This window comes from Nonomuraea sp. ZG12 (assembly GCF_052068115.1).
Taxonomy (GTDB): Bacteria; Actinomycetota; Actinomycetes; order Streptosporangiales; family Streptosporangiaceae; genus Nonomuraea.
In genome coordinates this window covers 1-2,133 of sequence record NZ_JBQHCW010000079.1, presented here as the reverse complement: position 1 = coordinate 2,133, position 2,133 = coordinate 1, and the positions used below count along the sequence as shown (strand labels likewise).

Sequence of the window (2,133 nt, the reverse complement as noted above, 5' to 3'; positions counted from 1 at the left end):
ACCCTGACCCGCCCGGGTGTGATCGGAAAGCCCATCGTCATCAGAGACGACAACATCCGCCACCCCGGCGCCACCTGCGCGGTGCTCCCCGCCTTCGACAACGTCACCTACCGGGCCGTCCACGAGAGCTACTGGAGCGGGCGAGACACCGTCCTGCGCGGGACGTTCACCTTCCAGACCTGACGCTCACACAGGGCCCCCGCACCATCGATCGCCGTTCTCGTCGCGATCCGCCACGAGGCGACACCTCGCACATCTCCCCCCCCGCCTGCCACGCGGAAGCGCTGAAGTGCACGCTCCAAGGCCAACCGAACCAACCGAGACATCTCTTGCTGGAGGACTGTTGAAGACACGCATGCTGGGCGCCGCGCTGGCCATCGCAGCGTTGAGCGGGCTGCTGGTGGCAAGCCCGGCGCAGGCGAAAGACGGAGTAGTCGACGTCCGCGTGAGCCCTAGCCGTGGTAAGGGTGGCGGGTCCGCCCGGGCGCACGTCGACTTCGTCAACAAGAAGAAAATCGTCTTGCGGAATTTCAGGGTGCGCGACATCTGTCCCAATGACAACTATTGGGTGAGGGCCCAGATTGTCTGGGTGAACGTCGACGGCAGTAAGGGATACGGCGACCGGATATGGAGAGATAACGGCTGCGGGCACAGCTACAACTACGGAACCTTCACCCACACCAGCACCAAGCCCATAAGGTACGTCAGACTGCAATTGATAATGTTCGACAGCCACGTAAATGGCGGGGAGTATTCGAAATACAGCGGGTTGCGCGACAACCCGTACACCCGCTGACTTAGGCTTTCAGCTGGTCGGCGTACCAGGGCTTGATGACGTTGCCGATGATGGTCAGGCGTTCGTCGAAGGGGATGGAGGCGGACTTCATCGCGTTGATGGCGAACTAGCGGAAGTCGGGCAGGCCGTAGCCGAAGGCGTCGGCGGGCAGGGCGGGTTCGCGGGTCATCGAGGTGCCGCTGATCAGGCGATTGCAGGTACTCGAAGGCGTCCAGGTGCCGGGTGGGCGGGAAGCCCGCCTCGGCGCCGGCGATGTCGAAGCCGACCACCCCGGCGTCGCGGTCGGAGATCGCCAGCTCGGAGATCTCCATCGACCGGACCCGGTGCCGTATCGCGGTCAGCTGCGACGTCCTGTGCGCCATGCTCCGCACCAACACCCCCTACCAACCACCCACGCTCCGCACGGCTTGACCAACCCCATAGGGGCACTCCCCGGACACCTCCGCTCAACCGCCGACGTAGTGGAAGCCCGGCTTCGGGTGCATCAGGAAGTCGTGGTGTGAGATGTTCCATGCGTAGGCACCGGCCATGAGGAACTCCACCACATCGCCCGTCTTCAGGCTCACCGGCACCTGCCGCGCCATGGTGTCCTTCGGCGTGCAGAGCTGGCCGACAATCGTGGCCGGCTCCCCCGGCTCGTCAATGACCATGGGCTGGCTGTGCCCCTTGGTCGCCGGGGTCCTGATGTGGTGCGTCCCGCCCGCCACCACGGCGAACAGCTCCCCGTGGACGCGCTTCACGTCCATGACTCGCGTGACGTACCGCCCGCAATAGACAGAAATGGACCGGCCCGGCTCGATGCGCAGCGTCTCGCCGGGGCGTCGGAGAGCGGCCAAGCCAGCGCCGTACGCCTCCCAGTCGAACCGTGACTCCGGGTCGGCGTAGGACACGGCCATGCCGCCGCCGACGTTCACCTCCATGACGCCAAGCCCACGGGCATAGCCGAGAATCGCGCCGGCCAACTCAAGCATGGCCAGCGCGTCCAAGCCGCTGGCCAGGTGGGCGTGAATACCGCGAAGCCGTACGGCGTCCTGACCCTTCAGCATGTCGAGACACTCGGCAACGCCTTCGGGGTCCATGCCGAACGGCGTAGCACCGCCACCCATCGCCAGAGACGCGCCCTTGATAGGGATGTCGAGATTGACCCTCAGGAGCACATCCGCCGACCGACCCGCCGCGAACAGACGCCGGATCTCGCTCGGGCTCTCAATGTGGAGCCGGTAGACATCGGCAAAAAGCTCCGCATCCGTCTTGCCGGGACCACCAAGGGCGATGCGTGATCCGGGGAAGTGCTCGCGCACGTGTGCAAGCTCTCCCCCGGATGCAATTTCGAAGCC

The 2,133-nt window shown here is 65.3% G+C and carries 3 protein-coding genes and 1 pseudogene; 2 read left to right on the top strand and 2 right to left on the bottom strand.

The features are described from left to right. Both ACTMTF_RS49300 and ACTMTF_RS49295 read left to right on the top strand, forming a co-directional pair. Nucleotides 1-183 (top strand): hypothetical protein (locus ACTMTF_RS49300; protein WP_441117023.1); only part of this gene is annotated, 183 nt, incomplete at its 5' end. A 160-nt stretch (nt 184-343) separates the two neighbouring features. Next, entirely contained in the window at nt 344-796 is a 453-nt protein-coding gene (locus tag ACTMTF_RS49295; protein ID WP_441117022.1) for a hypothetical protein, read from the top strand. Nucleotide 797: 1 nt separating this feature from the next. Here the strand turns inward: ACTMTF_RS49295 and ACTMTF_RS49290 are convergent. Both ACTMTF_RS49290 and ACTMTF_RS49285 read right to left on the bottom strand, forming a co-directional pair. Then, nucleotides 798-1,149, bottom strand: a pseudogene (locus ACTMTF_RS49290) (hypothetical protein); the annotation flags it as partial. A 93-nt stretch (nt 1,150-1,242) separates the two neighbouring features. Beyond that, a partial coding sequence (locus ACTMTF_RS49285) for a type III PLP-dependent enzyme (RefSeq protein ID WP_441117021.1) occupies nt 1,243-2,133 on the bottom strand: 891 nt, incomplete at its 5' end.